Genomic DNA, 6064 nt, shown 5'->3' with positions numbered 1-6064 from the left:
TCACTATATTGATTAAAAGTTTGGCCCTTTTTCGCTGGCATAGCAAAAATCCCCTCCGGTTTTCAGTGTTGAGTTCATTTTAACATGATCTCTTTTTTTCACTGTCTACCTTGAGGGGATAATACCAGTTTCACTCCTTCTCATAATCTTTTTAGATTGAACTAAAGAATATTTACACTTGCCACTTCGATGACAGAACAACCTTCCGATCGCTGTTATCCCCAGATTTTTTAATTCAATTTTACAAAGGTGAAAATCTGTTGATAAAGGCGAACGCTCCGCTTCTTCAGGTTATTTCTGCCCTCTACGTTCTCGTGTAAATGTTTAGTTCAATTTTCTATTTTAATAATATATAACATGAATGTTATGGGTATGTACAACAGGTTAACAGAACCAATGGACAAAAAAAACCCGACCGTTTGCAGCCGGTCGGGCTCCCATTTCAATACACATCAATTTAGAAGGGGTTGTTACTATCTAATATACAGACCGAACATTAAATCCATATGATCTTTGCATGAAATGAATATTAAATCTTCGTATAACTAACGTATCCCACGGCGTGAACGTACGACAAACATATGCTTGTCTTTACGAAGAACCCGACCATCTGCAAGTTCAACCTGATCCTCGTCATGACGCAGAATCGTCGTGGATAACGCTACAATTTTGGCCCGGCGCCAGATCATCACCTGTGACTTGAAATAGATCGCATTTTCGAACTGAATCGCCTTTTTCATCACATATCCAACCTTGTGCACTTCAGAACGTGCTTTCTTTAAGGGAAGACTCTCTTCGGGAAGAGGTCTGATCATTGCGATATTGTCAAACGATACCTTAATCCGTTTCGGTCCGATCCGTACACATTCCGCTTCTTCATCCCACTCGACCAGCGTTCCCTTTAATGGCTCCCGTATGCCTGTTGCACGATATACCGCTACTTTTCGTCCTATCCAATGTCGCAATGTTCTCACCTCCATCTGTCTAGTTTTCAGGTATCTTCCAATCGATCGGTTCAATACCTTTGGAGGTCAAGAAATCATTGGCTTTGGAAAAGGGACGACTGCCGAGGAATCCGCGATGCGCAGCCAGCGGACTGGGATGTGTAGACTCCAGTACCAGGTGCTTGTCCCTGTTAATAAAAGCACCTTTCTTCTGGGCATGACTGCCCCATAGCATATATACCATCGGCTCTGAACGTTCATTCAGCGCACGAATGACAGCATCCGTAAACGTCTGCCAGCCCAATGCCTGATGGGAGTTTGGCTGACCTTCACGGACCGTCAGAACGGCATTTAATAGCAAGACTCCCTGCTGCGCCCAATGAACCAGAGATCCATGATTCGGAATGGGCAGGTCCAGATCGGCCTGAAGTTCCTTATATATATTTTTCAGAGAAGGCGGTACACGTACCCCCGGTCTAACCGAAAAACTTAATCCATGAGCTTGTCCCGCTCCGTGATAAGGGTCCTGTCCAATAATAACGGCCTTAACCTGATGATATGGCGTCAGCTTCAGTGCGGAGAACAAGTCTTCTTTGGGCGGAAAGACCGTCTGCGTTTTGTACTCGGCGGCGAGAGTGTAACGAATCTTGTTAAAATATTCGGCTTCCGTCTCTTCCTGAAGCACCTTGTCCCAATCGTTTCCAAACATATGTATAGGCTCCTTTCCCCTGATGAATACAGTTTCGTTCAGCCCAACTACTGGGCTCTTCCTTCTGAGAGCCGCATGTCATGCAACTCATAGACTATCCACCATTTTAACATAACCGGGGACAGCAGACCAGAATTGCACATCAGGGTATACGTTCACCTCAAAAAAAATCGTATTTTTGCTACATTCCGTATACTAGAGTAAAAGGCTGGGCAAAACCCAGCCTCTCCTCATCAAACCGTACGTGAGGTTTTCCCTCATACGGCTTTCCGATGTTTGTCATTCATGGGCGTGCAGATTTTACAATAGCGTTTTTAATTCATATTGACTGGCGATGTACTTCACCTCGGCTATTGAACCTATCCATTTTCTGCGTTGTCTCTTCTTCGCGTACCACCGGGTTAACCGTTGCAACATATACCAGTCCAGCTTCGCTAATCTCTTTTGGCTGTAGCTCGTGTAGTAATAATTTCTCCACCCTTGAATCTTCGGATTGAGCCATTTCACTTGTTCCGCAAATGATCTGGATCGCATACTCGGTGGGGATAATCGCTCTTTAATGACTCCACGAATACGTTCTTCCGCCTTTTTGGTTAGCCATTGCTGCGTGGTGTAATATACCTTCCCTCGCGACGTTTCTGCTTTCGTTTTGCGGTGGTGCATTCCTAGAAAGTCGAATCCTTCGGCTCCTGTCCATAGACCGACAATCCGGGTTTTGGTCGGGTGTAACGTGAGCTCCAGACGTTCCATGATTCTGCGTATAAGTTCAAATACATGTTCCGCATCCTTTTTGGTTTTACAGACCACGACAAAATCGTCTGCATACCTTGTCAGTTCTCCCAACCCACTTCCGTGTTTCTCCCATAGCCGGTCAAAGTAGTTCAGATAGATATTCGCTAGAAGCGGTGAAATCACGCCACCTTGCGGTGTTCCTAAGTCGGATCGCCTCACCTTTCCTTCTTCCATCACTCCCGCTTGAAGCCACTTCCGTATTAATTTCAAGATTCGCCTGTCATTGATACGCATTTCCACCAGTTTCATGAGCTTCTCTTGATTTATATTGTCGAAGTAGCCTTGGATATCGACGTCGACTACCCAATTTCCTTTGCGGTTGCAGGCTTTCCGAATTCGTTCTAGCGCTCCTTTCGCACTTCGTTTCGGACGAAATCCGAAGGATACTTCCTCGAAATCTGCTTCAAAGATCGGTTCAATCACTAGCTTGGTTGCCATTTGTATGACTCGATCGCGCACGGTGGGGATGCCTAGCGGTCTTTGCTTCCCATCTTTCTTCGGGATATAGTGCCGCCTTACAGCCTGCGGATGATATTTGCCTTCTTTCAGTTCTCGCTCACATTCCGCAAGGAAACGTGTCTCTCCTTGCTCCTCAATATGTGCGAACGTCACCTCATCTACTCCCGCAGCTCCCTTGTTCGCTTTCACCCGTTTCCAGGCTTCACACAGCACATCCCAGCGGTAGACTTTGTCGTACAGAGCATGAAATTTACGCTTCTTGTTCTCCTTGGCCACATGACCTAGCTTTTCTTGGAGTTGTTGAACTTTTTCCTTTGGTGTTGTTAGCCGGTTGGCATTCACTCACTCGTACCTCCTCCAAAAGCATAAACAAAGCAGGGCTCCTTCCCTCCCCAAGGTTATGTTGTCCTTGGGTTCTTCGGTACTATGAGCCCCTCGGACTCCCTTCCCACAGACGTTTCACTTCGTCTTTTGGACTTATAGAGCGTCTCTTTACGGGGGTTAAAAAAAAATCCCGTGTGGGGGAGGGTCTCCCCAGTTCACTGCATCCTCTTTCAGACCATGCCGCTCCCTTTACGCCGGAGGATTCTTCGCTGTCGCTCCAAGTTCCAAACAGTTTCCTTGGCCTTCGTCGATATGAGCGCGACTCGGCTTCCTCTTGACCCTCTTGCGAGGCCTTTTTGACGACGCGGCAGAATTCACTTGATGTTACGGCCTGGCCTGTCGCTCGCCCTGTCTCTGACAGGTACTTTTGTCGATACGCTTTTACGCACACATTTCGCCATACGCAAGTATCCTAGCTACGCAGGGGCTTCGCCCCTCCTGCGACCGGACTTTCACCGGCTAGAAGATGCGTGCTTTGCTGGGCACGCCTCATACAAAAAAGTCACCACGCTATTGCGTGGTGACTTGATAACTTTATACTTGAACGGGCACCTCTTCGACTTCTTTCACAAGCACACTGCTGATTCTTCGTAACCCTTCCTGAAGGACAGAACGGGGACAAGCCAGGTTCAACCGAATGCAACCCTCACCATTGGCTACAAACATATGACCATCTTCAAGCAATACACCCGCTTGTTCAGCGAAGAATAAAGGTAAACTTACATTTTGTGGAGCATATGCCGAGATATCGATCCAGGCCAGATACGTGGCTTCCGGGATATGAAAAACAGCCCGTGGCAGATGCTGCTTCACATACTGTTCTACGCAGGCGAAATTGGCGTCTAAATAACCTTTTAATTGTTTCAGCCATTCATCACCCGTTTCGTAAGCCGCTTGAGTGGCAGCAATGCTCAGTGGGTTTTTGAAACCATAATGGCGTGCCTGCCAGATGTCTCGAAGTGCTTTGTTCGGAATGATGACATTAGAGAACATCAGACCAGCCATGTTGAATGTTTTGCTCGGGGACATACATGTAATGATTCGATCCGTATCCGGGAACAGCTTTGCGAGTGGCGTATGTCTCTTGCCCGTCCGCAGCAGATCACAGTGAATTTCATCTGAAATGACCCATACGTTGTTCCGCAGGCAGATCTCACCCACACGTTGTAACTCTTCGGTTGTCCAGACACGTCCAGACGGATTATGGGGGTTGCAGAAAATACATACCCTTACCTTCTCATCCTTCGCCTTAGCTTCAAAATCCTCAAAATCAATCGAGTAACGCCCCTGATCGTTGATCATATCCGAACACACCAGTTCAAGATTGTTATGCTCCGCAGCTGACTTGAAGAAACCATAAGACGGGGTTACGATCAGTACTTTCTCATCCGATTGACAGATGTATTCCACCAGTTCATATAAAGCGGGGATGATCCCGTTTGAGGTCTCCAAATGCTCCTTTGGGAAGGACCAGTCATAGTATATTTTCATCCAGTTCGAGACAGCTTCATAGTATGCCGGATCAAATACCTGAGAGTAACCCATGATTCTACGGTCCAGACGTTCCTTAACTGCATCCAGAATCTCGGGAGGTGTGGCAAATTCCATATCTGCAATCCACATGCGAATGAATTCTTCATCTTTGAATGGAAAAGTCATGTCCTCTGTGGCGTTAAAAATATATTGACGGAAACCATCCGTATTCATCGCATTTGTTCCTGTGCGGTCGATAATCTCATCAAAGTTATATTTCATAGCTTCTGCTCCTCTATCTGCTTTACTTTTTCATTGTCGTTTCATGTCGTATCACACCTATTATTTCATGACGCAGGAATTGCATCAAATGTAATACAATCTATCCTGACGAAACAAATGAAGTTAATTGTTTCTCCAAAATAGGTATTTCAATGAAAAAGTGATATATTTCTCATATAACATCATTTTTATGAATGACTTTCATCATTTTCACGTACTCTCAAGAAACATTGCATAAGGAGAACCGTTTATGAACAATATCAATCAGGAAGTTGGCAAGAAAATACGAAACTTTCGGAAGTGGCGGGGACTGACCATTCAACAGCTTGCAGATCAGATCTTCAAGAGCAAGGGTACGCTGTCCAAATATGAGAGCGGAGATATTACACTTGATCTGGTCACGTTACATCATATTGCTAACGCGCTCAACATTCAGGTGGAGCAACTCTTGTACCAAGAACCAAGGCATGCATCTCCCCTGATGAATGCGGTCCCGTCCAGCTTTTTCAAGAACTCCACACGTTTCTATTCTTACTTCTATGACGGGCGTAACAACAGTCTCATTCGTTGTGTCATTGACATGATGGCTCAATCGGATGCCAACCGTTATCGCACCGTGATGTATATGAATGTGAAGGATTTTGAGAACTACCAGGAGTGCGAGAATATGTATTGGGGCCACACCGAGCATTATGATACACTCACCACGCTAATTTTGAAAAATCAGGCCACGCCGCTGGAGAATCTATACATTAATATTCTGGCGTCTTTTCAGGAATCGGAGAAAAAGTGGGGACTCATGGCTGGTGTCTCCTTCAGACCTTTCATGCCTATTGCGCTCAAAATGTTATTCTCCAGAACCCCGCTACCCGAGAATCAGGAGTTATATAATGAATTGAAAATCTCAAAGGAAGATCTGCGGACCCTGAAAATATACAATATGCTCGCCGTCACCTGAACAACGCAGAGCGTCACACATTCTCATATCATATGGGATGGAGACAGTCCCTCCCCACTAGAA

At 45.7% G+C, this 6064-nt stretch carries 5 protein-coding genes; 1 reads left to right on the top strand and 4 read right to left on the bottom strand.

Features of this window, described 5'->3' with window-relative positions:
• Window positions 1-545: 545 nt before the first annotated feature.
• The 4 genes from AC1DE7_RS16640 to AC1DE7_RS16625 all read right to left on the bottom strand — a co-directional run bounded on the left by AC1DE7_RS16640 (window position 546) and on the right by AC1DE7_RS16625 (window position 5043).
• Window positions 546-965: a hypothetical protein gene (locus AC1DE7_RS16640; protein WP_017687369.1), complete on the bottom strand. Its 420-nt coding sequence runs from the start codon at window positions 963-965 to the stop codon at window positions 546-548.
• A 19-nt stretch (window positions 966-984) separates the two neighbouring features.
• Complete coding sequence (gene ung, locus AC1DE7_RS16635) at window positions 985-1653, bottom strand: uracil-DNA glycosylase (RefSeq protein ID WP_047843722.1); 669 nt, start codon at window positions 1651-1653, stop codon at window positions 985-987.
• 300 nt (window positions 1654-1953) lie between these two features.
• Window positions 1954-3246: a group II intron reverse transcriptase/maturase gene (ltrA, locus tag AC1DE7_RS16630; protein WP_477534820.1), complete on the bottom strand. Its 1293-nt coding sequence runs from the start codon at window positions 3244-3246 to the stop codon at window positions 1954-1956.
• 576 nt (window positions 3247-3822) lie between these two features.
• Window positions 3823-5043: a MalY/PatB family protein gene (locus tag AC1DE7_RS16625; protein ID WP_477534819.1), complete on the bottom strand. Its 1221-nt coding sequence runs from the start codon at window positions 5041-5043 to the stop codon at window positions 3823-3825.
• Between the two features lie 250 nt (window positions 5044-5293).
• Between AC1DE7_RS16625 and AC1DE7_RS16620 the strand changes: the two genes are divergently transcribed.
• On the top strand, window positions 5294-6001 hold the full coding sequence (locus AC1DE7_RS16620; RefSeq protein ID WP_017687366.1) for a helix-turn-helix domain-containing protein: 708 nt from the start codon (window positions 5294-5296) through the stop codon (window positions 5999-6001).
• The last annotated feature ends 63 nt before the right edge of the window (window positions 6002-6064 follow it).

The organism is Paenibacillus sp. 10L310 (assembly GCF_056395745.1).
The sequence above is the reverse complement of the archived record's forward strand: the minus strand, read 5'-3'. Positions and strand labels throughout refer to the sequence as shown.

Coding starts and splice junctions, on each gene's coding strand:
- ung (WP_047843722.1), bottom strand. CDS start 1,653: ATGTTTGGAAACGATTGGGACAAGGTGCTTCAGGAAGAGACGGAAGCC.
- AC1DE7_RS16625 (WP_477534819.1), bottom strand. CDS start 5,043: ATGAAATATAACTTTGATGAGATTATCGACCGCACAGGAACAAATGCG.
- AC1DE7_RS16620 (WP_017687366.1), top strand. CDS start 5,294: ATGAACAATATCAATCAGGAAGTTGGCAAGAAAATACGAAACTTTCGG.